The 25911-nt window shown below is 38.4% G+C and carries 26 protein-coding genes and 1 tRNA gene; 16 read left to right on the forward strand and 11 right to left on the reverse strand.

The genetic code is table 11. From position 1 onward, the window contains the following. Position 1 precedes the first annotated feature (1 nt). Entirely contained in the window at positions 2–766 is a 765-nt protein-coding gene (locus B6A32_RS04715; RefSeq protein ID WP_085301597.1) for a metal ABC transporter permease, read from the forward strand. 87 nt (positions 767–853) lie between these two features. Here the strand turns inward: B6A32_RS04715 and B6A32_RS04720 are convergent, their stop codons facing one another. From B6A32_RS04720 to tkt, 6 genes are all read right to left on the reverse strand, one after another. Beyond that, on the reverse strand, positions 854–1633 hold the full coding sequence (locus B6A32_RS04720; RefSeq protein ID WP_085301598.1) for a DUF481 domain-containing protein: 780 nt from the start codon (positions 1631–1633) through the stop codon (positions 854–856). Beyond that, on the reverse strand, positions 1623–2453 hold the full coding sequence (locus B6A32_RS04725) for a mechanosensitive ion channel domain-containing protein (protein WP_085301599.1): 831 nt from the start codon (positions 2451–2453) through the stop codon (positions 1623–1625). The genes B6A32_RS04720 and B6A32_RS04725 overlap by 11 nt, the downstream gene beginning before the upstream one ends. Before the next feature lie 231 nt (positions 2454–2684). Continuing rightward, positions 2685–3752, reverse strand: a complete 1068-nt coding sequence (fba, locus tag B6A32_RS04730; RefSeq protein ID WP_085301600.1) for a class II fructose-bisphosphate aldolase — start codon at positions 3750–3752, stop codon at positions 2685–2687. 629 nt (positions 3753–4381) lie between these two features. Continuing rightward, positions 4382–5560 (reverse strand): phosphoglycerate kinase, encoded by a 1179-nt coding sequence (locus B6A32_RS04735; RefSeq protein WP_085301601.1) that lies wholly within the window; start codon positions 5558–5560, stop codon positions 4382–4384. Between the two features lie 72 nt (positions 5561–5632). Next, a complete protein-coding gene (gene epd / locus B6A32_RS04740; RefSeq protein WP_085301602.1) occupies positions 5633–6646 on the reverse strand; it encodes an erythrose-4-phosphate dehydrogenase in 1014 nt (337 codons plus the stop codon). A 98-nt stretch (positions 6647–6744) separates the two neighbouring features. Next, positions 6745–8727 (reverse strand): transketolase, encoded by a 1983-nt coding sequence (gene tkt / locus B6A32_RS04745; RefSeq protein ID WP_085301603.1) that lies wholly within the window; start codon positions 8725–8727, stop codon positions 6745–6747. Positions 8728–9085: 358 nt separating this feature from the next. On the opposite strand from tkt, the gene B6A32_RS19565 reads away from it, so the two are divergent. After that, on the forward strand, positions 9086–9220 hold the full coding sequence (locus tag B6A32_RS19565; RefSeq protein ID WP_269844036.1) for a hypothetical protein: 135 nt from the start codon (positions 9086–9088) through the stop codon (positions 9218–9220). Positions 9221–9384: 164 nt separating this feature from the next. Here the strand turns inward: B6A32_RS19565 and B6A32_RS04750 are convergent. Together B6A32_RS04750 and B6A32_RS04755 are read right to left on the reverse strand one after the other, a co-directional pair. Next, positions 9385–9459 (reverse strand) — tRNA-Arg (locus B6A32_RS04750). A 197-nt stretch (positions 9460–9656) separates the two neighbouring features. After that, the gene (locus B6A32_RS04755) at positions 9657–10820 is read right to left on the reverse strand and encodes a flagella assembly protein FlgT (RefSeq protein ID WP_085301604.1); all 1164 of its coding nucleotides are present in this window, start codon (positions 10818–10820) and stop codon (positions 9657–9659) included. Between the two features lie 310 nt (positions 10821–11130). On the opposite strand from B6A32_RS04755, the gene B6A32_RS04760 reads away from it, so the two are divergent. Both B6A32_RS04760 and B6A32_RS04765 read left to right on the forward strand, forming a co-directional pair. After that, positions 11131–11778, forward strand: a complete 648-nt coding sequence (locus tag B6A32_RS04760; protein WP_085301605.1) for a FlgO family outer membrane protein — start codon at positions 11131–11133, stop codon at positions 11776–11778. A 37-nt stretch (positions 11779–11815) separates the two neighbouring features. Continuing rightward, complete coding sequence (locus B6A32_RS04765) at positions 11816–12280, forward strand: LPP20 family lipoprotein (RefSeq protein ID WP_085301606.1); 465 nt, start codon at positions 11816–11818, stop codon at positions 12278–12280. A 157-nt stretch (positions 12281–12437) separates the two neighbouring features. On the opposite strand, the gene B6A32_RS04770 is transcribed toward B6A32_RS04765, so the two are convergent. The 3 genes from B6A32_RS04770 to flgA form a co-directional block, all read right to left on the reverse strand. Further along, positions 12438–12869: a flagella synthesis protein FlgN gene (locus B6A32_RS04770; RefSeq protein ID WP_085301607.1), complete on the reverse strand. Its 432-nt coding sequence runs from the start codon at positions 12867–12869 to the stop codon at positions 12438–12440. A gap of 40 nt (positions 12870–12909) precedes the next feature. Further along, positions 12910–13212: a flagellar biosynthesis anti-sigma factor FlgM gene (gene flgM / locus B6A32_RS04775; protein WP_085301608.1), complete on the reverse strand. Its 303-nt coding sequence runs from the start codon at positions 13210–13212 to the stop codon at positions 12910–12912. Positions 13213–13286: 74 nt separating this feature from the next. Next, entirely contained in the window at positions 13287–13910 is a 624-nt protein-coding gene (flgA, locus tag B6A32_RS04780) for a flagellar basal body P-ring formation chaperone FlgA (protein ID WP_233131323.1), read from the reverse strand. Between the two features lie 253 nt (positions 13911–14163). On the opposite strand from flgA, the gene B6A32_RS04785 reads away from it, so the two are divergent. From B6A32_RS04785 to flgK, 12 genes are all read left to right on the forward strand, one after another. Beyond that, on the forward strand, positions 14164–15099 hold the full coding sequence (locus B6A32_RS04785; RefSeq protein ID WP_085301610.1) for a chemotaxis protein: 936 nt from the start codon (positions 14164–14166) through the stop codon (positions 15097–15099). Positions 15100–15138: 39 nt separating this feature from the next. Continuing rightward, positions 15139–15969, forward strand: coding sequence for a CheR family methyltransferase (locus tag B6A32_RS04790; RefSeq protein ID WP_101685919.1), 831 nt, complete (start codon positions 15139–15141; stop codon positions 15967–15969). A gap of 62 nt (positions 15970–16031) precedes the next feature. Then, the gene (flgB, locus tag B6A32_RS04795) at positions 16032–16430 is read left to right on the forward strand and encodes a flagellar basal body rod protein FlgB (RefSeq protein WP_085301611.1); all 399 of its coding nucleotides are present in this window, start codon (positions 16032–16034) and stop codon (positions 16428–16430) included. Between the two features lie 2 nt (positions 16431–16432). Further along, complete coding sequence (gene flgC, locus B6A32_RS04800) at positions 16433–16852, forward strand: flagellar basal body rod protein FlgC (protein ID WP_085301612.1); 420 nt, start codon at positions 16433–16435, stop codon at positions 16850–16852. An 18-nt stretch (positions 16853–16870) separates the two neighbouring features. After that, a complete protein-coding gene (locus B6A32_RS04805; RefSeq protein WP_085301613.1) occupies positions 16871–17560 on the forward strand; it encodes a flagellar hook assembly protein FlgD in 690 nt (229 codons plus the stop codon). Positions 17561–17588: 28 nt separating this feature from the next. After that, a complete protein-coding gene (gene flgE, locus B6A32_RS04810; RefSeq protein WP_085301614.1) occupies positions 17589–18968 on the forward strand; it encodes a flagellar hook protein FlgE in 1380 nt (459 codons plus the stop codon). 490 nt (positions 18969–19458) lie between these two features. Then, positions 19459–20202 carry a flagellar basal-body rod protein FlgF gene (gene flgF / locus B6A32_RS04815; RefSeq protein ID WP_085301615.1) on the forward strand — a complete coding sequence of 248 codons (744 nt, stop codon included), beginning with the start codon at positions 19459–19461 and terminating at the stop codon, positions 20200–20202. A 22-nt stretch (positions 20203–20224) separates the two neighbouring features. Next, positions 20225–21013: a flagellar basal-body rod protein FlgG gene (flgG, locus tag B6A32_RS04820; RefSeq protein ID WP_085301616.1), complete on the forward strand. Its 789-nt coding sequence runs from the start codon at positions 20225–20227 to the stop codon at positions 21011–21013. 17 nt (positions 21014–21030) lie between these two features. Continuing rightward, entirely contained in the window at positions 21031–21738 is a 708-nt protein-coding gene (gene flgH / locus B6A32_RS04825; protein ID WP_085301617.1) for a flagellar basal body L-ring protein FlgH, read from the forward strand. 8 nt (positions 21739–21746) lie between these two features. Continuing rightward, positions 21747–22844: a flagellar basal body P-ring protein FlgI gene (locus B6A32_RS04830; protein ID WP_085301618.1), complete on the forward strand. Its 1098-nt coding sequence runs from the start codon at positions 21747–21749 to the stop codon at positions 22842–22844. Positions 22845–22863: 19 nt separating this feature from the next. Next, a complete protein-coding gene (gene flgJ / locus B6A32_RS04835; RefSeq protein ID WP_085301619.1) occupies positions 22864–23856 on the forward strand; it encodes a flagellar assembly peptidoglycan hydrolase FlgJ in 993 nt (330 codons plus the stop codon). 52 nt (positions 23857–23908) lie between these two features. Then, on the forward strand, positions 23909–25909 hold the full coding sequence (flgK, locus tag B6A32_RS04840) for a flagellar hook-associated protein FlgK (RefSeq protein WP_085301620.1): 2001 nt from the start codon (positions 23909–23911) through the stop codon (positions 25907–25909). The last annotated feature ends 2 nt before the right edge of the window (positions 25910–25911 follow it).

Here is a 25911-nt window from a genome sequence, read left to right on the forward strand (position 1 = left end):
TATGGATTATGAACTACTGACCATATTATTACCGGCACTTGCTGCCGGTATCTTAGTGCTTTCAACTCATGTTGTATTGGGTAAACAAGTTTTAAGACGTGGCATTATCTTTATAGACTTAGCGATAGCACAAATTGCCGCTTTAGGGGCAATTGTTGTACGTATGGATCATGATCTTGCTGAAATTGCTTATGCAACTGTTTGGGTACCTGGATTATTTGCTTTAGCTGGTGCAGGCATTATTGCTTTGTTAGCCAAGCACATGGCAGAAGAATTAGAAGCCATGATAGGTTGCTTCTATGTTTTATCAGCTGTAACGGCAATGTTGTTGCTGTCGAATGATCCACATGGTGGAGAATTACTTAAACAACTCATGTCGGGCCAAATCCTCTGGGTTAGTTGGCAGCAGTTATTATTACCCTCGATTGTTTACAGTGCTATTCTTGCATTAATACTATGTAAGCCTAAAGTGTTAGACGGAGCGTATTTCTATTTATTGTTCGCTATCGTAATAACATTATCGGTTGAGCTAGTTGGTGTTTATCTTGTTTTTAGTAGTTTGATATTACCCGCGCTTGCGATTAATAAGTTACAAGGTAAGCGAGTATTGTTTTGGGCATATGGTGTTGGTTTACTAGGTTATATATTAGGTTTGTACTTCTCAGCAAGCTTTGATTTACCAAGCGGTGCTGCCATAGTAGCCACTCTAGCTTTAAGTGCCATTGTGTTTAGGTTAGTAAATCGATTGGTTGTAAAAAGCCGCTAAGGTGATACGTTCAATAATAAAAAAGCCAGCATGTTAAGTGCTGGCTTTTTCAATTCTGAATATAGAAATAATATTTTAGCGAGCTAATTAGAAGCTATAAACTAACGTCATTGCTGTTTCAGTATTAAGGTTTTCTTTATCTTCATCAACGTCAGTACTGTAATCTACGGTAAAGCTAAACTTAAGTTGTAATGTTTCAAGTAACTTTGTAGCAATTGACGTTCTTGCTTTATAAGTACTGTTTGCATCAGACTTAGGTGCGTATTTAGCTACGAATAATTGCTTAAATAACACATGTTCATTTAATTCACGAGTATATAAAGCTTGTGCTTGAACAATAAAAGCGGTGTTTACTTCTTCAGGATCTGTATCAGTTGCACTTACCACATCGCGCTTAAAACCTGGACCAATATCAGCATCTAATGTTGTTTTTTCTGTTTCATACCAACGACGACCCCAACCAGCAGAGATTGAACTTTGGTTGTCAAAGCTACTAAAGCGGTCATCTTCATAAGAAGCATTACCGTAGATATAGTTAGGGCTTGCTTTATCAATTGTATAGTTAGTTTGACCGACTACAGTCCATTTTTGATCGCTAGTCTCAAAATGATCTTCGCCATTCTCATCTTCTTCTTCACTTTTCTTTACTAACAAGCCTAAATTTAAGGTTGATTTCCAAGCCGCTGCTTCATGAGTAAAGTCAAAACCTGCTTTAACATCTGCACTTTTTGTGTCACCAGTTTTAAAAAGCATGCCCAATTCTGCAGAGGCAGTATAGGGTGATTTAGCTTTTGGTGCAGTTGCTTCTTCTGCAGCAGCGATAAGTGGCATACAACAGATGGCAGCTGATAATAACTTATGATTCATTTTCTTCTTCCTTTCTTAAATGTAATGATAATTGTGGATAAGGGATTTCAATGCCGGCATCGTCGAGCGCAACTTTAATTTTTTCCAGTAAATCGCGATGCAATGGCCAGTAGTCGCCTGATGATACCCATGGACGAACAACAAAGTTCACTGAACTTTCGGCCAATTCTTGAACACCAATAACGACTTCTTTGTTCTTTAATACTAATTCATGCTCGTTAGTAATTTTTGTGAGTAATGCTTTAGTTTTTGCAAGATCTGCATCGTAACTTACACCAATAACTAAATCTAATCGGCGCTCAGGCTTAGTAGAAAAGTTAGTAATCGTGCTTGAGGTGATTTTTCCGTTTGGAATGATGACTGTTTTGTTATCGCCTGTTCTTAATTTTGTAGAAAAAACATGGATTTCTTCGACTATGCCTGTAACACCTGCAACATCAATAAAGTCACCACTTTTAAAAGGTTTTAATATAATAAGTAACACACCCGAAGCGAAATTAGATAAAGATCCTTGCAGTGCTAAGCCTATTGCCAAGCCAGCAGCACCAATAATAGCGACTAAAGATGTGGTGTTAAAACCTAAGTGGGAAATTGCTGCGATAATAACAATAATAAATAACGTACCGTAAAGTAAGCTACTTAAAAATGAGATTATAGTTTCATCCATGCCTCTAAGTCGCATGACTTTTACAACACCATCGCGAACCAAACTAGCAACAAGCTTACCGATGAAAACGATCGCCAAAGCAACGATTAATTTTACTGCAAAATCTATCAGCATTTGTTGATTTTCTATAAACCAGTGTTGAATTGTGTCCATTACGTAACCTGAGAATTTTTATGATGGAGGATTATAATGAACCTTAATTGAAATATCATTACATTGTTCAAAAATTAGCGATATTGTACCGTCGTTTAGTGTTTATTTAACGTTTTGGCTTCAAAAACAAAAAATCCGATGAAATATTATCATCGGACTTTTAGATTAACTTGGCAAAATAAGAGTACTTTGCGCTAGTAAGTGTTTACACCTATCAGGCTGAGTACCACTTTATTGTTTAATTATTGCGTCTAATTTACCCGTTGAATACTGGATAAACATGTTATCTAAAGAAATTGGTTTAATGCCTGAGGCATGGCCAACACTGCCGAATGCTTCATAACGCGCTTTACAAATATCATACATAGCTTGTGTTGAAGCTTTTAAAAATTTACGCGGATCAAATTCGCTAGGATTTTGCGCTAAAAATCGGCGAACAGCACCCGTTGAAGCTAAACGTAAATCAGTGTCGATGTTAATTTTACGCACACCGTTTTTAATGCCTTCTTGGATTTGCTCAACCGGTACACCATAAGTTTCTGGTATTTTACCGCCAAACTCATTAATAACCGCTAACCAGTCTTGTGGTACAGAAGAAGAACCGTGCATAACTAAATGAGTATTTGGAATACGGTTATGAATCGCTTTAATGCGATCAATAGCAAGTATGTCGCCTGTAGGTGGGCGAGTGAATTTATAAGCACCATGCGATGTGCCACACGCAATTGCTAAAGCATCAACTTGTGTTTTTTGTACGAAGTCAGCCGCTTCTTCTGGATCTGTTAACATTTGATCCATGGTTAGTTTACCAACTGCGCCAATACCGTCTTCTTCACCGGCTTCACCTGTTTCAAGTGAGCCCAAACAGCCTAGCTCTCCTTCAACTGAAACACCACAAGCGTGTGCCATTTCAACCGTACGACGAGTCACATCAACGTTATACTCATAACTAGCAGGTGTTTTACCATCGTCCATTAGAGAGCCGTCCATCATAACTGATGAAAATCCTAATTGTATTGAACGTTGACAAACGCTAGGTGAAGTACCGTGATCTTGATGCATTACCACTGGAATATGTGGGAACTCTTCAATTGCCGCTAAGATTAAGTGACGCAAAAAAGGAGCACCAGCGTAAGCGCGTGCTCCGGCAGAACCCTGAAGTATTACGGGGCTATTAGTATCGTTAGCAGCAAGCATAATTGCTCTTACTTGCTCCAAATTATTAACGTTAAAAGCTGGAATACCGTAACCATTTTCGGCGGCATGATCTAACATTTGGCGCATAGAAACTAAAGCCATGAATTAACTCCTGAGATTGATGATAGTGACAAAATTGATTTCAAATTTGATTTTAATAAAGTTTCATTGTGAAACTTAATTCTTTCATGTCGTAATTATATCAGAAGAATTTGGTGCTTTGCACGAGAAAAAATTACGTGAAAGTACTTAAAAAATAGCAATATTTTACAATTGTTTGATTTGTTTTTTTATTACTAAAATAACAGGGGGATAAAGGGGTTTTTATCGAAGATTACAACAATATTTATGTAATTTTACTACGGAATGTCATTGGTAAATATAATTTATTTTTAGAATAATGTTTTGTTGATGAATAATAATATACAGACAGTTTTATTCAGCACCTGTAAAAAAAGTTATCATTCTACATTCGGTTTTTCTTTCATTGCTATTCATATCACTATTGCTCAGTGGTCTGCTTCCACATTACATTTATAGCTATACCTTTATATAAGTTTTTATCAAAGAGCTGTATGTTGAATGGTTACTTTTATTGAATAACATTAATGTACTTTTTCGGTTTGCTTTAGAAGTTGTAAAACTAAATTTACTTGTTTTTTTGCATAAAAAAATAGCAGTGTATTCCTACACTGCTATTTCGTTGGTTATTCGTCTTGTGTAATACTGACTTATTTTTTAGCGCGAGCTTCTAAAATTGCTACAGCGGGTAATTTTTTGCCTTCTAAGAATTCAAGGAAAGCACCACCACCTGTTGAAATGTAAGAAACTTTATCTGCAATATCATATTTATCTACCGCAGCTAAGGTGTCACCACCACCAGCAATTGAAAATGCTTTGCTGTCGGCAATTGCGCGAGCGATAGTTTCTGTGCCTTGACCAAATTGGTCAAATTCAAATACGCCAACCGGGCCATTCCATACAACAGTGCCAGCATTAGCGATAATCTCTGCTAAGGCTTTAGCGCTTTGTGGACCAATATCAAAGATCATATCTGAGTCAGCAACGTCATTCACATTTTTAAGCGTAGCAACGGCTGTTTCAGAAAACTCTTGGCCAACAACAACATCGCTTGGTACTGGGATAGAGCCGTTATTGTCGTTAGCTTGTTTGGTTAAACGCTTGGCTTCGTCAACTAGATCAGCTTCGAATAGCGATTTTCCTACATTATGGCCTTGTGCGGCAATAAACGTATTAGCAATACCACCACCAACCACTAATTGATCAACAATGCCTGCTAATGAATCAAGTACAGTAAGCTTAGTTGAAACCTTTGAACCGCCAACTATGGCAACTAATGGGCGTGCAGGGTTATCAAGTGCTTGTGATAAAGCCGATAATTCTCCCGCTAATAATGGCCCAGCACAGGCAATAGGTGCATACTTTGCAACACCGTGCGTACTGGCTTGTGCGCGATGAGCAGTACCAAATGCGTCCATAACGAAAATGTCACATAAAGCGGCTAGCTTTTTAGATAAGGTATCATCGTTATTTTTTTCACCTGTATTAAAGCGAATGTTTTCAAAAATAACTAACTCGCCAATATTTACGTCTATACCGTCAAGGTAACTTTTAGCTAAACGTACAGGTACATTTAGCGCAGCACTAAGATAGTCGGCCACCGGCTGTAATGAAAACTCTTTATTGTATTCGCCTTCAGTCGGGCGACCTAAATGTGACATTACCATCACTTTAGCACCGCCTTCTAAAGCGTGTCTAAGTGTAGGTAGGGCAGCTCTTAAACGAGCGTCTGACGTTATTTTGCCGTCTTTAACTGGCACGTTTAAGTCTTCACGAATAAGCACACGCTGATTGTTTAATGCTAAATCGGTCATTTTGATTACTGACATGTTTATTTCCTGTTGGTAAAGGTTTAACTGTTAAGTAAATAATAAATAAATTTTTGCTTTAGTCATAACGAACTAACCTGCTTTCGCCATAGTATAGGCCGTATCTAATAAACGGTTTGCAAATCCCCATTCGTTATCACACCAAATAAGTAATTTAACTAAACGTTTGTGACTAACACGGGTTTGATTACCATCGACTATGCTTGAATGTGGATCGTGATTAAAGTCTATCGAAACCAATGGTTCAGTGGTGTAACCTAGAATACCTGCTAAACCATTATTTTGAGCGTCGATAATTGCTTGATTGATTTGTGCGATAGTAGCGTCACTTGATAAGTTTAAACTCAAGTCCATAGCGGTTACATTGATAGTAGGTACTCGCACTGCAATTGCTTCAAAGCGGCCAGCAAATTTTGGTAATATCCGCTCAATACCTGCGGCTAGTTTAGTATCAACCGGAATTATTGATTGGCTTGCTGCGCGCGAACGGCGTAAGTCAGGGTGATAAGCATCAATCACTTGCTGGTCATGCATAGAAGAATGAATAGTGGTAATGGCACCACTTTCAACACCAAAAGCTTTATCGAGAACTTGAATAACAGGTACCACACAATTGGTGGTACAAGAGCCGTTGGAAACCACTTTTTCAGCAGGTGAAAGTAATTGATGATTGATGCCGTAAATAATAGTGGCATCTAAGTCTTGCGAACCAGGATGAGAAAAAAGCACTTTTTTTGCACCTTGGTTAATATGTACTTGGCCGTCGGCTTGACTGCCATATTGCCCCGTGCAATCAATAACGATATCAACGTTATGTTGTTGCCACGGTAAATCACTTAAATCGGCTTCATGGCTTAACGCTATTTCATCACCTGCAATAAATAATTTTCCTTCACTTTGTTGTACTGAAAATGAAAAACGTCCATGCGTAGAATCGTATTTTAATAAATGTGCTATACCTTCAGGCTCAGCAAGTTCATTTATAGCAACGAGTTTAAAATCGATAGTTCTGCCATGTTCATACAATGCACGAACAACATTTCTGCCGATTCTTCCAAATCCATTTATTGCTATATTAATTGACATAATATGGGATCTTATTAGGTAAATTACCTAGAAAAGGAAATAGCCAGTTAATAAGTTATTAACTGGCTATGTATAACGTTTGGCAATAATAAACGTGATTAGTTTAAGCTATTCACCGTTTTTACTACGTTTTCAACAGTAAAACCAAAGTGTTCAAGTAGTACATTACCTGGCGCTGATTCGCCAAAGGTTGTCATACCAACAACTTTGCCACTCAAGCCAACATATTTATACCAAAAATCAGTATGCGCAGCTTCAATAGCCACACGCTTAGTTACTGAGGTTGGCAGAATAGATTCTTTGTATTCATTGTCTTGAACATCAAAAATATTAGTTGATGGCATAGAAACAACACGAACCTTATCACCTAAACTTTCAGCCGCTTTTAACGCTAAAGCTACTTCAGAGCCTGTAGCAATTAAAATAACGTCTGGTGTACCAACACTGTCTTTTAAGATGTAGCCACCTTTAGCAATATCAGTAACTTGAGTACTAGTACGGCTTAATGCTGGTAAACCTTGGCGTGAGAAAATTAATGATGTTGGCGCTTTTTGGCGCTCAACAGCGTTTTTCCATGCTACCGCTGACTCGGTTGCGTCAGCAGGGCGCCATGTCACCATGTTTGGTGTTGTACGTAAGTTGGTTAGTTGCTCAATGGGTTGATGTGTTGGACCATCTTCACCTTGACCAATTGAATCGTGGGTATACACAAAAATGTTTTGAATGCCCATTAATGCCGACATACGTACAGCGTTACGTGCGTATTCCATAAACATCATGAACGTAGCGCCGTAGTTAATAAAACCACCGTGCAAGGAAATACCGTTCATAATGCCGCTCATACCAAATTCACGTACACCGTAAAAAATGTAGTTACCGGCAGCGTCATCTTGAATACCTTTTGAACCAGACCAAAGTGTTAAGTTCGAACCGGCTAAATCGGCTGAGCCACCTAATAATTCTGGTAACATGGCACCAAATACTTCAATCGTATTTTGTGATGCTTTACGAGAAGCAACATTCTCAGCTTTTTCCTGACATTCTTGAATGTAGGCATTGGCTTTTTCTTCAAACTCTGCTGGTAACTCACCATTAATTACACGACGTTCATACTCTGCAGCTAATTCAGGGTGAGCAGCTTGGTAAGCGGAAAACTTATCATTCCAACTTGCTTGTTCAGTAGCGCCTTTTTCTTTTTGATCCCATTCAGCATAAATATCAGCAGGGATTTCAAATGGTGCATGTGACCAAGCAAGTTTTTCGCGTGTTGCTGCTATTTCTTCATCACCTAAAGGTGCACCATGACAATCATGTGTACCTTCTTTATTCGGAGAGCCAAAACCGATAATGGTTTTACAGCAAATCATTGAAGGTTTATCAGTAACTGATTTAGCTTCTGCTATAGCTGTTGCAATAGCTTCAGCGCTATGACCGTCAACACTAACTACATGCCAGCCGTATGCAGCAAAGCGAGCAGGGGTGTCATCAGTAAACCAGCCTTCAACTTCACCATCAATTGAAATGCCGTTGTCATCCCAAAATGCAATTAACTTGCCTAAACCAAGTGTTCCAGCTAATGAACAGGCTTCATGCGAAATACCTTCCATTAAACAACCGTCACCTAAAAATACATAAGTGTTGTGATCAACAATATCGTGCCCATCGCGGTTAAATTGTGCCGCTAATGTTTTTTCAGCAATTGCCATACCTACCGCATTTGAAACACCTGCGCCTAATGGGCCAGTGGTAGTTTCAACACCAGGTGTGTAACCATACTCTGGGTGACCAGGGGTTTTTGAATGTAGTTGGCGGAAGTTTTTCAACTCACCAATTGGTAGATCATAACCCGTTAAATGCAATAATGAATATATAAGCATTGAACCGTGGCCATTTGATAATATAAAGCGGTCACGATCTGCCCACTGTGGATCTGTAGGGTTATGCTTTAGAAAGTCACGCCATAGAACTTCAGCGATATCTGCCATGCCCATAGGGGCTCCAGGGTGTCCTGATTTAGCTTTTTGCACGGCATCCATGCTTAAAACTCGAATTGCATTGGCCAGTTGTTGACGCGACGGCATAATTGCTCCAATTATTGTAAGATTTGATGGGATATAATTGCACTTATTTTCACCTAGAGTGCCCCTTGACTGCAAATTTAATTAGCACTTTTCTGGCATTATTTTCAACTAAGTTATATTTATCGTCATTTACATGTGAAATGACCTGATTTAATTAATAAAATAATAACTGTTCATTTAATGGCGAAAATTTGGAAGCTTGCGAATAGATCTACGTTGTTATTAGTATTATCTTCATAAAAAACAAATATTGTTCAATTAATGAGCTTTTAGTTGAATATCTATATGAGTTGCTTTAATGTTAATGCGTTGTATTAATAATAATTAAAAAAAATACTACATAACACAGGATTAAAGAATGAATAGGTCGTCGTCAAGCGGAATTAAGCTGACTACGGTAATATTAGCGGTATTAATATTAGCAGTATCAGCTGTGTTGAGTTCAGGCTCAGCATCAGACGACAAGGAAGTTACAACAGAACAAAACAATTAAGAGCTTATCAATTAGCTCACTAAAACTACAAGCCTCGCATTGCGGGGCTTTTTTATGTACAGGATGTACGGTATGTCACGATCACATGGACGTGAAAGAGTGACATAAAACGATAATTATTGATCGTTTAAATATAATTCAATACTACTTATAAAAACAATTACTGGCGTCCCCTACAGGAATCGAACCTGTATCTAAGACTTAGGAGGTCCTCGTTCTATCCATTGAACTAAGGGGACTAAGCGCAAGTAATTTCATCACCAATACCCAGTATTAACTCACCTGAGTAATAAAGTGTTGCTTAAAGCCCAAGTATGCTACAACTTTTTTATTTATTTGTATTCAAAAAATTAATAAAATGAACATTAACAGAGGTTTAATTAATATAAATCGCATTAATTAATCCTCTTAGTTCATGAAATTCCAAACTTGATTGTTAGTATCTTACGGCTAAGTCATTTATTTGAATATTGTCTAGAATATGTTGCTCGGTCGTTGTTGCATGAGCACTATCTTGGCTAACAGAAGTAACAATAACTTTATAAGGACTAATATTAAACCCTGTATATGAGCGATTGTCATCACTCACAAAATTACTAAAGTGCAGTAAAGAAAACTCATCCCCTACTTGAACACCATGCCTTTTACCTAAGTTAAAAGTAATTGAATTGCCCTGAACTTGCACAATCCTTCCTTGTGTTGGCTGGCACATCATACTTTCATCGATGTCTTGCACCATATCATCCAAAGACATATTAATTTTTTGGCCATATTCACTTTGCCAAAAATTATGGCTAGTTACGTCAATATTCTTACGCTTGTCAAATGACCATGGGGCAGAATTTAAGTAATGTTTATCGAAAATTCTTTCGCCTGTCGTACCATCATGAACATAAAGTGAGATATTGAATTGTCTTTGGTAGATGTTACTTTGCCAAAACTGCCATTCATTGTTTTCATTGTCTGCCATCGAAAGATCTTGAATCTCAGAAAATAAAACATATTGGCTGTTTGACATGTTAGCTAACGACATAGCTAAGTTTTTTAAACTCTGTGTTTGTAAGCTTTGGTTATAGCGTGAAAATTCTGTTTTACTTTGTAAGGCAAGTTTGGTGTCTAAATAAATTCCTTTAAGTTTTATTTTGTTTGCTAACTTTTTAATCAAGGTTTTATCAATTGCGTAAATGTTGCCAATACTCGCTTGTTCACGATGCAGTATATTACTGCGAGTGAGCAACATAGATTTTTTATAGTCAGCAGCAAAGCATTTTTTTTCTTGTGGGAAAATATCAGCTCGAATAGTCACAGTAACAATATCATCGTTATAGCTTTCACTAATTAACTCTAATGAATTAACACTGCCACTAGCTCGAATACTGATTTGATCTTGGGTGAGTAGGCCATTAACAACTTGTTGTACACTTGACACTGAAGCACCTGCTACCAATAAAGCTTTTTTTAATGCATTCTGCACGGCTTGAGTTTTAGCCGATTTGTTATCACCATTTCTTATATTCGCAACACCTTGCGATTCGTACCATTGTCCAAAGCTAACGCTAGTATATAAAGCAAAACATAGGGTAATTAAACTTAAGCGCATAAATGTCTCTTTAAATAGGAAAACAATTTCTTTATTTAAATTATGCACTTTTTGTGCCCATTAATACGCTAACTATTAAGCTAAGTTATATATAAATTTAATACCGGAAGAACAAGTTATTATTAAACCAGTTTTGTCTATCCTATATTCATTCATTTAGTCGTACTTTTTTAGCACAAGAGCTAAATGCTTAATTACTTTTTCTGCCTATTGATTAAGGTAAGTTATGTTTTAATTATAATATTGGCGCGGATCATGCTTTCATATTTATATTAATTTTATGATATTTGCATTAATTGGGGATAGCTCAATGAAAAACTGGCTTATAGCTCTACTAATACCAACGCTTATGGCGTGCACTGCTAAGACCAAAAATAATGATTTTTATGGTACAAAGTACACAGAGAAAAAGGAAATTGACAGTTATTCGCTACCTCGCCATGCGATTAACGATGTAGTTAAAGGGCTTGCCTACCAAATGCTAGAAAGTAGCTCATTTGTTAGTCCTAAAACCCCAATTGCAGTGGCATCTTTTGTAGATTTAAAAAATTTAGAGTCAACAAATTGGCTAGGTAATCAACTATCTGAAAGCTTTGTACATGAGATGCAACGACATGGCATGGTGGTTATAGATTTTAAAACTACCGGGCATATTCGCGTTACTGAAGAGGGCGATTATGTATTTAGCCGAGATTGGAAAGAGTTACCTGAACGACAAATAATTGACTATGTAGTTACTGGCACCATGATGCAGCAAGAATCTGGCGTATTAGTGAATGCTAGAATGATTGGTATGCAGTCACGCGTTGTTGTTGCAACAGCGCAATCTTTTATTCCGGCTTGGGTCGTTGGCGATGACTTTAAAAATGATGAAAATGTGCAAATTAAAGACGGCATGATCTTACGAGATAGTACTATGCTAGCTGACGATGCTCGTGCAATTGCTATACAAAAGTAAAGCACACTTGTCTAAAATAACAATAGCGAAGGTGAATATGAATACGTTACGCAATAATATCGCAGTTTTATTATGTGCTATAGTTTTGAGCGCATGTTCTACGGTGTTTGATCGACATGTTGAATGGCAAAACGTAAAGCCAGAGCAATTTCCAGTGTTAACAGCTATAGGTCAAGCACCTATAAGCTTGCAAAAATCAACAGATAAAACACAACGTATGTTAATGGCAATGAAAGCATCAAAAATCGCTGCTTATGCTGAGTTAGCCGAACAAGTTTATGGTCAAAGTATTGATGGCAAAACAACAATGTCGAATCTAGTTGTTGAAAACCAACAATTAAAAGCATCGGTGCAAGGTATTATTCGAGGTGCAAAAGTAGTTAAAAGTTACCCTGTTGGTGACAGTTACACAACGGAGTTAAGTTTAGACTTTAAAGATGTATACGAAATATATAATGCTTCTGCTAATCGTCAAAAAATTAGAAATATTAAGTATTATTAAAACCGTAAATTAATGTCGTAAACTAATATCGTAAAAATTCACTATAAAAAAACCAGCGAAAGCTGGTTTTTTTATAGTGAATTTTTAGCTTAAAATCTTTTATATCTGAACTTGAATCATTCAAGGTTATTAATTATTCAACCTGAATAGTTAAATACTAAGCTTTAATACCTAGGCTACTAAGTCCGCCTGAGGTTTTTCCTTTACTGTCATAGGTCATTGATGACTTATTGTGGTTTTCTAGTAACGAGGTTTTCATCCGCTCAACCGATAACTGTGATTGATGAATAATAAGGCCATTAATTTGGTTTTGCTTTTTACAGCGGACTAAAGATGCTTCAATATCGGCTAATTCTGAGTCGAAATTACCCGCTAACTTTTCTTGCTTGAAGTCAAAACTTTGTCCTATCGCATTGTCAATTTCTTGTATCGCGATAAGTAAATTATTTTTATCTGCGGTAATACTAATAAGTGCGTTAGGGTTTTGTTGTTGAAGTATTTCTTTCTCTGTATTTAATAACGTTTCTAGCTGCAGTAATTGTGATAACTGTTGAGAAACCAATTGCTGAGGTGTTATTTTTTCAGACACTTATTTACTCCATAAATTTAACGTACATGTTAGGTTAAATTTAGTTAAGTTCAAATTCAAAGCTAGCAATACTTGCTGCTAATTTTTCAGGATTAACTTTATAATCACCAGAAGCAATAGCATTTTTTAATTCAGCAATTTTTTTCTGATTTAGTACCGGTGATTCAGCTGCTTTTTTCTGCAACTCAGTCATCTGTTTTGCTTGCGCTGTAATAGACACCGAATCGCGAGGTGACAACTTTACTTGTTGCGATGCATTAGCATTTTCGCTAACTTGCTGTTTGGTTTGTACTTGTTGCTTTACTTGATTGGTGTTATTCAAGTTGTTGATATTAATAGCCATTATTGTATCCTACTTACAACAGTTATTGGTTTCTAACCTTTTATCGGCAAAATAGCAGAAAACTTAAGCAATTATTATAAATTAATTACCACTTGGTTAATAGCACTAACTTGACCTTGAACTATTCGCCCAGATTGTTTATTTCGTACTGCTATAATTTCACCTAAACTACCGTCATTTAATGCCACGCCAGCAGACTTAATTTCGAAGCTTTTAGATTTAGCAATAATATTAACCGGTGCATCTTTGCAAACAAAGCAAGTGTTTTTATTGGTTATAATACTGCCTTTAGATAAATTTCTTTTAATACGAGCACCGGTAACTAACTTAGCATCAGTCATCACTGTTCCGCGTATTTGGCTAGAGTCTTTAAATATAACTTCCATATTACTTTGATTAAGTAAAGTGCCTTTATTTACCCGCATGCGAGTCACCAAAACAGGCACTATTGTTTGAATTCTCACCGGAATATATAAATACCAAGAATCTTCGTCGGCACAAACAATTTTAACATTTACGTTTCTACCGTTATGGTTTTCAGGTATATTTGCCGTTAATGGTAGCAAACATGATTGCAATGAAATTCTGGGATCTATTTCAGATACTTCAACATTCAGCTTTCCTTGAGCAGGTATAGTTACGTTGCTTTCGACATGTTTTTTGATGAAGTTATAAATATATTCGCGATCAAATGTCATGGCTGAGCTAGTACTAACTATAGCGAAGTATATAAAGGGTATTGTTAAAAATATCTTAAATTGGCTCATAAATTCTTATTAACTGCTAGGGAAATGAAAATACTCGTCTACGCTTAATTTAGTTAACTCTATTTAAATTAACATGCAAAACGTCAAAGAATTTACGTTCTGCCTAGACAGTAGTCGTTTTAATGTTTGTACAATCAAGAATCGTGCCTTTGTTAGTTACATGGGCATATCAAAGAGGTTTCTTATGACAGGTATATTAGACTCAGTTAATCAGCGCACTCAATTAGTAGGTCAAAATAGATTAGAGCTGCTGCTATTTAAACTTATAGGTCGCCAACGCTTTGGTATTAACGTATTTAAAGTACGTGAAGTTATGCCATGCCCAAGATTGACGTTATTACCCAAACAAGACAAATATATTAAAGGGGTGGCGCATATTCGTGGTCAAACTATTTCGGTAATCGATTTAAGCAAAGCAACTGGTGGTCCTGAGATTGTTCAAACTGAGACTAGCTTTGTTATTATTGCCGAGTATAACCGTAGTGTGCAGGGTTTTCTTGTTGCAGGTGTTGAGCGTATTGTAACCCTTAGTTGGAAAGACATGATGCCACCGCCTGAAGGCGCTGGTAAGTCTAGTTACTTAACTGCGGTAACTGAAATTGACAACGAAATGGTGTCGATTCTTGATGTTGAAAAAATTCTAAATGAAATTAGTCCCATCTCGACTAATCTAAGTGAAGGTATTGCTGATTCTAGTGTTGGTGAAAAAATTGGTGAACGAGTTATCATGATTGCCGATGACTCTTCTGTAGCCCGAAATCAAGTTAAACGCTCGCTTGAACCCCTGGGGCTAACAATGCTGCTGGCAAAAAATGGCCAAGATGCATTAGAGCAATTAAGGCTAATTGCCGACGAGTGTCAGAATTGTATCACTGAAAAGGTGGCATTACTGATTTCTGATATCGAGATGCCAGAGATGGACGGTTACACATTAACATCTGAAGTTAAAAACAATGACAGATTAAAAGCAATGCCAGTTATATTACATACCTCGTTAAGTGGTGTTTTCAATAATGCTATGGTTGAAAAGGTAGGAGCTGAAGACTTTATCCCTAAATTTCATCCCGATGAGCTAGCTACAGCAGTTAAAAGGTGGTTAAAACATGATGAAGTTTCTTAAAATGTATTTACAGCTTTCTATTGAAGCGGGTTATTGCGAGTGGTAATTAATGAGATAGATAATAAAAGCTATGATCAGTTTCGTAGCTTTTTAGAGCAACAATGTGGCATCGTGTTAGGCGAAAATAAACAGTACTTGGTCAAAAGCCGACTAACACCTCTATTGCTAAAGTTTGACATTAGCTCATTATCAGCATTAGTTACGCAAACCCTTAACCCGGTAAATCGGCAATTAAGGGCGGCAGTTATTGACGCTATGACAACGAATGAAACGTTATGGTTTAGAGACGAATACCCATTTGAACTGCTAAAAAAACGTATTTTGGCAGAATTTAAAAATCAACGAACACCTTTAAGAATTTGGTCAGCAGCTAGCTCATCGGGACAAGAGCCCTATTCAATTGCTATGGCTATTTATGAATTTCAACAAAGTAATCCGGGGGCATTTCCTGGCGGTGTTCAAATTATTGGCACTGACATCTCCAACACTATGTTAGAACAATGCAAATATGCTCATTATGACAATTTAGCGTTGTCTAGAGGCTTATCAGCTGAGCGGAAAAGAAAGTTTTTTGAGACGAGCGAAAACGGCATGTTAAAGCTTAAAGATGTGATTAAAAACATGGTGAGTTTTCGTCAGCTGAACTTGTTAAATAGCTACAGTATAATGGGACGTTTTGATCTTGTGTTTTGTCGTAACGTATTGATTTACTTCTCACCTGAATTAAAATCAAAAATTATCTCTCAAATTCATGGCACTTTAAATAATGGCCGATATTTATTTTTAGGTGCCTCGGAATCACTTTCAGGTATCAGCCAAGATTTTAATATGCTCCGCTGTAGTCCAGGTATTATTTACCAAAAAAAGTAACCTCTCTGAATCTCTGGCATAAATCTTGAATAAATACCTTCATTCATATGGAGGTATTTTTTATGGCTATTAGTTTTGAAAAAGCATTTGGCATTTACCCGCAAAGTATACAGGTGAGTGCAGAACGCGCGGAGATTATTGCTGGCAATATTGCCAATGCCGATACACCCGGCTACAAAGCCAAAGGATTGGACTTCAAAGCCGCATTAGCGCAAGCAGCCTCAAAGCAACAAACGGGGATGACTCGTACTAACGAAAAACATTTTGATGTTCGTATGGAACTCAATAATGGTGTGGGTTTTCGCGTACCTGATCAAGCTGATACCGGTGACGGTAATAACGTAGATGTACAAGTGGAACGAAACTTGTATCTAGAAAACTCTATGAAATATCAAGCAAGCCTACAATTTCTGAACGGAAGTATTAAAGGCTTGAGAAAAGCAATTACTGGAGGGCAATAAAAATGAGCCTATTTAATGTATTTTCTATTTCTGGTTCTGGCATGAGCGCACAGTCTGTTCGCTTAAATACCACAGCGAGTAATATTGCTAATGCTGATAGTGTCAGCAGTAGTGTCGATCAAACATATCGTGCACGCCACCCAGTTTTTGCCGCCCAGATGCAAAAAGCTGCCGCCGGACAGAATGAGTCAGTAGGTGTGCAGGTACTTGGTGTTGTTGAAAGCAATAAGCCACTTAATGTTGAATATGCCCCTGACCATCCAATGGCTGACGGTGAAGGTTATATTTACAAGCCGAACGTCAATGTTATCGAAGAAATGACCAATATGATTTCTGCGTCTCGTTCATACCAAACCAATGTGCAAATAGCGGAGTCAGCAAAAAGTATGCTAACTAAAACGCTTGCACTTGGTCAACGCTAAGGTTAAATAGGAATTAACATGGAAACTGTATCTGGCTCTAGCCCATTAGACAATATTCGTTGGCAGCAAGACACATCAACTCCTGAGGCTGATGAAAATAGAGGTATGCTAACGCAAGCAGATTTCTTCGCGCTGCTTACCCAAGAATTGTCAAATCAAGATCCGACCAAGCCGGTTGAAAACAATGAGATGATTTCTCAGATGACCGCTTTCTCAACCACAGATGGCGTAACACAGTTAAACGACCAATTTACCAGCTTTGCAGCTTCGATGTCGTCTAGTCAAGCATTGCAAGCTTCATCACTTGTCGGACGCAGCGTGCTCGTTGAAGACAACGTGTTTGGTATGGAAGAAGGTCAATCAGTAAAAGGTAAATTGGTAACCGACCAACCAGCAAGTAATGTCAACATTTATGTAGAGAATGTTGCCGGTGAAATTATACAAACCGTGCCGGTAGGTAGTGTTGCATCGGGTGAATTTACTTTCACTTGGGATGGACAAGGATCAGATGGTGAGCCTGCACCAGAGGGGGCATATCGTTTTCGTGTTGCCGGCTTAGTTGAAGGTAACGCATCAGAATTGCAAGCGATGACTTATCGTAAAGTCGACAGTGTCACTTTGGCCGGTAGCGGTGGAAGTATTTTATTAAACCTTAATGGTGGTAGCACCATGAAACTTTCAGATGTAGTTGAAGTTTCTCAAGGTTAAGCAATCATTTTTTATATGAGGTGAAATTATGTCATTTAATGTAGCGTTGAGCGGATTAAACGCAGCTCAGAAAGATTTGGATGTAACATCCAACAACATAGCCAATGTAAACACCACCGGCTTTAAAGAATCACGTGCAGAATTCGTTGACGTTTACGCGGCTTCGCTTTTATCTTCGAGTAAAACAAAAGTTGGTGACGGTGTTTTGACAGCAGAAGTTGCACAACAGTTTTCACAAGGTAGTATAAAATTTACTGAAAACTCTTTAGATTTAGCGATTACGGGAAACGGTTTTTTTGCTACGGTTCCTGAGCTAAACAGTTTAGAAACCTCATATACACGTGCTGGCCAATTTAAGCTAAACCAAGATAACTTTATTGTAAACTCGCAAGGTGGTTATTTACTTGGTTTCCCTGTAAATGCTGACGGTACTTCTGCTTCAGTAAGTTTAAGTACTGCTGAACCCATTCGTATACCAACGGCTTCAGGTGCACCACAAAAGTCATCAGAAGTTGATATTAGAATGAACTTGCCGGCAGGCGATAGTTATATTTCTTCTGCGCCAGGTAACTTTGACCCAGAAGATCCATTAACGTTTAACCATTCAACATCGGTAACAATCTTCGATTCATTAGGTGATAGCCATGTAATGACCTATTACTTTATTAAAGATGATCCAAGTGTAAACCCAAATGAATGGATGCTTTTCGCCTCGGTAGATGGCAGTCCTATTGATTTGGTTGACCCAGCCGCTGATGGTAATACTAACCCTGTTGGTGGAGCCGTATCAGGCCCATTATCTGCAGGTGGCGGCTTAACGGGTGCTAGATTAATATTTGATTCTTCGGGTGATTTTCAATCTCAAGTACCTGCAGATGCTTTCGGCGGTATTACGACTGTTGACTTTTCTAACCATTTGCCTAACGGTGCAGACACCTCACAAACGGTTCAAATTGATTTTAACCTAGACCCACTAGGCCCGAATCCAAACGAACCTACGCAGTTTGCCTCTAACTTTGAGGTTACATCATTACAGCAAGATGGTTTAGCTGTTGGTCGTTTAACCGGTATAGATATTGGTACTGACGGGTTAGTTAGAGCAACTTATAGTAATGGTACTTCTGAACCATTATCGAGAATTGCCATGGTAAACTTTGCCAATGAGCAAGGCTTAAAACAGGTGGGTAGTACGGCTTGGAAAGAAAGTATTACTTCAGGTGAAGCATTAGCAGGCGAGGGTGGTTCAGGTACTTTTGGTACCATAAACTCTTCAGCTTTAGAGCAATCTAATGTTAACTTAACCTCAGAATTGATTGACTTGATTTCAGCGCAGCGTAATTTCCAAGCAAACTCGCGAGCACTAGAAGTAGATAATCAATTAAACCAAACGATTTTACAGATTCGTTAATTAGAAGCTATTTAAGCGCCTAACTAGCTTAGTTTAATTAGAGCGCTTGTTAGTTAACTCGTGTGCTGAGTTCGAATATAAAAACCAGATAATCTTACCGAGATATCTGGTTTTTTAATGCCCATATCTTGGTTGAATTATTAGACAATAGAACTGTCATTAGTATGAAAAAGTCGTTCATTATAATAATCAAATAGTGAGTGCTATATGCGATAGCTCTTAGTGCTTACTATTTATTGACGGTAAAACTTAGCTTAAATAAAGCATAATATTATAAGTACACAAGCCAGGTTATTATCAGTATTTTAATTAATCGCTTTATTCCATCTTTCTGATTTAAATATTTTTTAGCCGCTTTGTTTATATTTTTCTCTGTACGAACTTGACATAAATTCCATTTTTTATTTGTAACCCAATAGCATCATTTTCGTATCTGGCACTTTATTTGCAACAGTTCAAATATTATAACTATTATTGGGTGAACTTTATTATGGATAAGATGCTATATATCGCCATGAGCGGTGCGAAGCAGAATATGCAAGCCTTATCAGTCACTGCTAATAATCTCGCTAACGCCAAAACAACAGGCTTTAAAGCTGATTTAGCGAATGCTAGAGCAATGCAAGCTTTCGGCGAAGGCTTGCCTACTCGCGTGTTTTCTATGACCGAACGAGCAGGCCAAAACTTTGACAGTGGCGCTTTACTTACCACAGGTCGAGATCTCGATATTGCCATTAAAGGGGCAGGATGGTTAACCGTTCAAACTAAAGACGGCAGCGAAGCTTACACCCGTAATGGTCAATTAAAGTTAAATGAAAATGGTGCATTAGAAACGTCAAATGGTGAGTTAGTCATTGGTGACACGGGACCAATTTTTTTACCGCTACCAGTAAATAATATCAATATAGCCGGTGACGGAACCATTATGGTTCAGCCAGAAGGTGCTCCTGCTTCTGTACAAGAAGAAGTCGCACGTTTGAAGCTAGTGAACCCCGACAGCCGTTTGTTAGAAAAAGGTAACGACGGTCTATTTCGCCGAAAAGACGGCAACAATGAACCGGCTGATATCACGGTATCAGTAGCCAATGGTTCGTTAGAATCAAGTAACGTAAATCCGATCAGTGAAATGACCGATATGATCGCACTGCAACGTCAATTTGAAATGCAGTTAAAAATGATGAAAACCGCTGAAGAAGTTGACTCAAGTGCATCTTCATTATTACGAACGTTCTAAATAAATTTTTTCGAGGTGATGTATGAACCCAGCATTATGGATTAGTAAAACTGGCTTAGATGCGCAAACAAAAGAAATTGCTGTTATCTCGCATAACTTAGCCAATGCGAGCACGGTAGGCTTTAAAAAGAGCCGAGCAGTATTTGAAGATTTACTGTATCAAAATATCAATCAACCTGGTGGACGTTCAGCACAAGACACTGAAATGCCATCTGGATTAATGCTAGGTGCCGGTACCAAAGTTGTAGCCACACAAAAAATTCATACCCAAGGCGACATGCTTAATACCGACAATGCCCTAGATTTAATGATCCAAGGCGAAGGTATGTTTGAGATTTTAATGCCAGATGGCTCGTCTGCCTATTCGCGTAATGGCCAATTTACCATGGACGAAGAAGGTAACATTGTAACACCAGGCGCAGGCTACTTATTACAACCTCAAGTTACGGTTCCTGAAGATGCCTTGAGTATTATTGTTTCACAAGATGGTGAAGTTTCCGTTACCTTGCAAGGCCAAGCTGAACCAGCGGTTATCGGGCAAATTAATACCATTAATTTTATTAACCCAACGGGTTTAGAGCCAATTGGCCAGAACTTGTATGTTGAAACCGCTGTTAGTGGTGCGCCTCAAGAGGGTGTTCCGGGCTTAGAAGGTTACGGGTTAATCGTACAAGGCGCTTTGGAAACATCAAACGTTAATACCACTGAAGAGCTGGTAAACTTGATTGAAAGTCAGCGTGTTTATGAAATGAACTCTAAAGTTATTTCTGCTGTTGATCAAATGCTTAGCTACATTAATCAACAATTATAAAAGTTGAGGAAGGTATCATGAACGGCAAAAAAAATTCGATAGTATTTACCTTATTAAAGGTCAGTATAGTTACTTTACTTTTCACTGGTTGTGCTAGCACCGAACAGGCAAGAACATTACCAGATGATCCTGATTTTGCGCCTATTTTGCCTGAAATGGAAGATGAGCCTTTAGTGCCAACAGGCTCACTTTTTAAACTCAATTATATTAATAATATATATTCAGACTCCAAAGCACATAGAGTTGGCGACATTATTTCTGTCATTTTGAGTGAAAGCACTCAATCACAAAAAAGTGCTAAAACTGAGTTAACTAAAGAAAACAGTGCATCGTTAAACCCTATTACAGGATTTGGTGGCGCAGCCGTAAACTTTAATAACAAGGCGATACAGTTTGGCTATGATCAATCGTCAGACTTTTCTGGTGATGCTAAAGCTAATCAAGGAAACAGTTTATCTGGCAATATTTCTGTGCATGTTTTACGCGTGCTACCTAACGGAAACCTGATGATTCGTGGCGAAAAGTGGATGTCGTTAAATAATGGTGATGAGTTTATACGCTTAACCGGTATTGTTCGCTCACAAGACATTAGCTCAAGTAATACTGTTACCTCAAGTAAAGTCGCTAATGCTCGTATCGAGTATGCTGGCACTGGAACTTTTGCAGATGTACAAGAACAAGGCTGGTTGTCTAAGTTTTTTAGTAGCTCTTGGTGGCCTCTTTAGAGGGAAATATGATGAAAAAGTATTTATATAGTTTCATTTGTTTGAGTGTGTTTTTGTTCGTATCTGAAGCAAGTGCTCAGCGTATAAAAGACCTAGCAGATGTAGCGGGTGTAAGAAGCAACCAACTTATTGGTTATGGTTTAGTGGTAGGTTTACCTGGCACAGGTGAACAAAGCCCTTTTACAGAACAAAGCTTTAAAACCATGTTAAGTAACTTCGGTATTACTATGCCGGCCAACTTAAAGCCTAAAATTAAAAATGTTGCAGCCGTAGCTGTACATGCTGAATTACCTGCGTTTTCAAAACCGGGTCAAAAAATTGATGTAACAGTTTCTTCAATGGGCAGCGCACAAAGCTTGCGTGGCGGTACGTTAATTCAAACCATATTAATGGGATTAGATGGTAATGCTTATGCAGTAGCTCAAGGTAGCTTAATTGTGAGTGGTTTAGGTGCTGAAGGGTTAGATGGGTCAAAAGTGATTGCAAATACCCCTACGGTAGGGCGAATTGCCAATGGTGCTATGGTGGAACGAGAAGTACTTTCACCATTTACTTCGGGCGATCATATAACCTTTAATCTTCATAATGCTGATTTTACTACGGCTAAACGACTTTCAGATACTATAAATAATTTAATCTCTGGTTCTGCTCGCGCAATTGATGCGACGTCTGTAAGAGTAACTGCGCCTAGAGATGCGGCCGACAGAGTGAGCTTTTTAGCCACATTAGAAAACTTAGAGTTTGAACCGGGCTCACCGTCGGCAAAAATTATTGTTAACTCGCGTACGGGTACCATTGTTATTGGCGCAGATGTGCGTTTACTGCCTGCGGCAATAACACATGGTGGCATTACAGTCACCATTAATGAGATTGAAGGAGTTTCGCAACCTAACGCATTTTCTGAGGGAGAAACGGTAGCAACAAATCAATCAATTATTGATGTTAAGCAAGACGACTCTCGCATGTTTGTTTTCGATCCCGGTGTTACTTTGGATGCATTAGTACGAGCAATAAACCAAGTAGGTGCTGGTCCTGGTGATGTTATGGCGATACTAGAAGCACTAGACCAAGCAGGTGCACTTCGGGGAAATTTGATCATTATATAATGATCAAGAGAGCCTAATTATGACAACACGTATTGCAGATGCACAAAACTTCTTAGACATTAATGGTTTAAACTCTATTCGCCAAGATGCGAAAACGGGTGATAGCGCCGGTAAAAAAGAAGCATTAGAGCAAGCTGCAAAACAGTTTGAAGCTATTTTTATGCAAATGTTAATGAAAAGCATGCGTAAAGCACAAGCCGTATTAGAAGCAGACAGCCCACTTAACTCCGAATCAACTAAGTTTTATCGTGACATGCACGATCAACAAATGTCGCTTGAGCTTTCTAATAATGGTGCGTTAGGGCTTGCACCCTTAATTGTTCGCCAACTTGGTGGCGACACTGAAAACTTTACGCCGCATACCATTTTACGTAGTGACGGTAACCTTGATAGCAGAGGCAGTGTTCGCATTAGCGAGCCTTCACTGATAAGTGCTAATAGCTTAGTCAAAGATTCGTCAGCGGATCAGGATCCTAGTAAAGATCGTCAAACTAATGGCTCTATTGCCGCCCAAGCCGCAAATATGCTGCAAAGCCCTACATTTACAGAGCCTAAAGATTTTGTAAGTGCCTTAACCGCAGATGCAAAACGTGTTCAAGACAAAATTAATGTTCCTTTTGAAGTGGTCATTGCACAGGCCGCACTTGAAACCGGTTGGGGCCAAAAAATTATCAAAACCAATACCGGTGAAAGTTCAAATAACTTATTTAACATTAAAGCCGATAGCCGTTGGACTGGCGAGAAAGTTCATAAAGAAACCTTAGAGTTTGAAGATGGCGCTATGGTGAAAAAACGTGAACCGTTTAGGGTTTACGAATCAATCGGTCAAAGTGTTAACGATTACCTAAATTTATTAACAAAAAGTGAACGCTATCAAGGTGCTTTAGAAAAATCTACAGATGTGGAGCAATTTTTGCATAACCTACAGAGTGCTGGTTATGCTACCGACCCCAATTACGCTAAAAAAATCTTGGGAACACTTCGGACAGTAACTGGCTTATTAAATAAATAAGAACACCGCTAATTTCACTGTTGAAATTAAGGTTACTGTAGGAGTTTAGGTCATGTCGATTAATCTGTATCAAACTGGTGTAAGTGGTTTACTGTCCGCGCAGCAACAGTTAGCGACTACAGGGAATAACATTGCTAACGTTAATACTGAAGGCTATACCCGCCAACGCACCGAGCAAGGCGCAGCGGTAGGAAACTATAACGGTGGTAACTTTGTTGGCTCTGGTACGTATGTTCAAGATATAACTCGCCTATATGATCAATTCTCTTATAAAGAACAATTACTCAATAAAAGTAATTTGGGTAATGCTGATTCGATTAGTTTAGACCTTAACCAATTAAACGAAATAATGTCATTTTCTAGTGAAGCAATTGACGGCTCAATTCAGCGTTTTTATCAAGCGGTTAATAGCATAGCAGACAATCCAAATGATATTGGCTTACGCAACATCGCTCTGAGCCAAGCCAATGTTTTAGCACAAGACTTTAACAGCATAAGCAATAATTTAGATCAACTTGAAAAATCAACAAACGGCGAAATAGAAGAAATGGCGAGTAAAATATCGCAAATTTCGCTCGACTTAGCAAAAATTAATGAACAGATATTACAGAACAAAGATATCAGCCAAACGGGTCAGCCGAATGACTTACTAGATAAACGAGATCAACTCGTAAATGAGTTAGGTGAATACACCTCAGTTAGTACTATTGAAGATACTCACGGCGTAATGACCGTGATGATCGGCAACGGCGCGACCTTAGTTGCTGGCATTACACCGTTAACAGTCAGTGTAGAAGCGGGCATCTCAGACCCATTACAAACCAGATTACAGTTAAATAGTCGCAATGGTAAAGTAGCACTTGATGCCTCAAAACTCGGTGGTGCTATTGCCGCTAAAATCGAATATCGCGATGAACATATTACTCAAGCACGCAGCGAACTTAATCGTCTTGCAATGGCGGTTTCGCAAACATTAAATCAATCGCAAGCACAAGGTTTGGACTTAAATGAAGAGCAAGGTCTAGATATTTTTACCGACATCAACAGCACATTGCTGCAAACTTCAAGAGTGTTATCTTCTTCAAAAAATTCAGGCAGCGTGGAAGCCGGTATCAACATTACCGATGTTTCTTTAGTGCCAACCAATGAATTCAGCGTTAAATACGACGGCAGTGATTACATCATGACGAATACTCGTGATGGCTCTACAACAACCTTGGTAGAAACAACACCGGGAGTTTATCCAACAGAATTTGGCTTTGAGTTTATCGTTAACTCAGGCACGCCAAACGCGAATGATAGTTTTACGCTGCGTCCTACAGAAAATAGCGCAGCTTTAATGAAAGTAACCCTTAATGATCCCAAAGGCATAGCAGCAAGCTCTGCTATTGAAGTACAAGCAGATGATAATAATGTTAGTAATGGCTCAGTAAGTATCGTTAATGTTACCGACCCAGAAGTCGCCCGTTCTTTTACCGATACTGTAAATGCAGATTTAACTGTCGATGTTTATGAAAGTGCACCAGGTGTTTTTGACTATCGAGTTTTTAATGCAGCAACGCCACCACCTGCAGCAACAATAGCTAGCGGTAGCTTCGCGGCAGGCTCAACAGCTGTGGTTGACATGCCTCCATCACCAGCAACCGCAGCTTTTCAAATTGAAATAGCAGGTTTACCGGTAGGACAAGGCGCGTTAGCCCGTGAAAAGTTTACTATTTCAGATGCTTTTGGCTCAGGTAACGCTAGCAATGCAACATTGATGGCAGCAACACAAGAAGAACAAATTCTTGGTGGCGGTAAACAAACCTTTAGCCAAGCATTAGCCACGGCTACTGCTCAAGTTGGTTCAAGTGCCAGTTCAGCTGAGCTAGTTGCTGATACCGCTCAGGCCTTATTTACTCAAGCTTATAACCGTAATCAATCTAATTCTGGGGTAAACCTTGATGAAGAAGCGGCAAACCTTTTGAAGTACCAACAAGCTTACCAAGCGTCGTCACAGATAATTTCAGTGGCAAATACTATATTCGACACTTTATTAGCGGTCTCTAGATAGGA

The sequence above is a fragment of the Colwellia polaris genome, assembly GCF_002104515.1.
Classification (GTDB): domain Bacteria; phylum Pseudomonadota; class Gammaproteobacteria; order Enterobacterales; family Alteromonadaceae; genus Cognaticolwellia; species Cognaticolwellia polaris.